At 65.4% G+C, this 437-nt stretch carries 1 pseudogene; it reads right to left on the bottom strand.

The features are described 5' to 3' along the window. Positions 1 to 437, bottom strand: a pseudogene (locus tag N5079_RS35180) (DNA-directed RNA polymerase subunit beta); the annotation flags it as partial.

The raw sequence follows: 437 nt of genomic DNA, 5'->3' as shown, positions 1-437 counted from the left end.
TCCGCCGCGCGGAAGACGTCCTCGTCGGTGTCGCGCATCTCGATGGACATGCCGTCGCTGGAGAGAACCTCGACGTTGAGGCAGAGCGACTGCATTTCCTTGATGAGGACCTTGAAGGACTCGGGGATGCCCGGCTCGGGGATGTTCTCGCCCTTGACGATGGCCTCGTAGACCTTCACGCGGCCGAGCACGTCGTCGGACTTGATCGTCAGCAGCTCCTGCAGGGCGTAGGCGGCGCCGTACGCCTCCAGGGCCCACACCTCCATCTCACCGAAGCGCTGGCCGCCGAACTGGGCCTTACCGCCGAGCGGCTGCTGGGTGATCATGGAGTACGGACCGGTCGACCGGGCGTGGATCTTGTCGTCGACCAGGTGGAGCAGCTTGAGGATGTAGATGTAGCCGACCGAGATCGGGTGCGGGAACGGCTCGCCGGAGCG

Origin of the sequence: Planotetraspora sp. A-T 1434 (assembly GCF_025420585.1) — a bacterium.
Taxonomy (GTDB): domain Bacteria; phylum Actinomycetota; class Actinomycetes; order Streptosporangiales; family Streptosporangiaceae; genus JAOEGB01.
The sequence above is the reverse complement of the archived record's forward strand: the minus strand, read 5'-3'. Positions and strand labels throughout refer to the sequence as shown.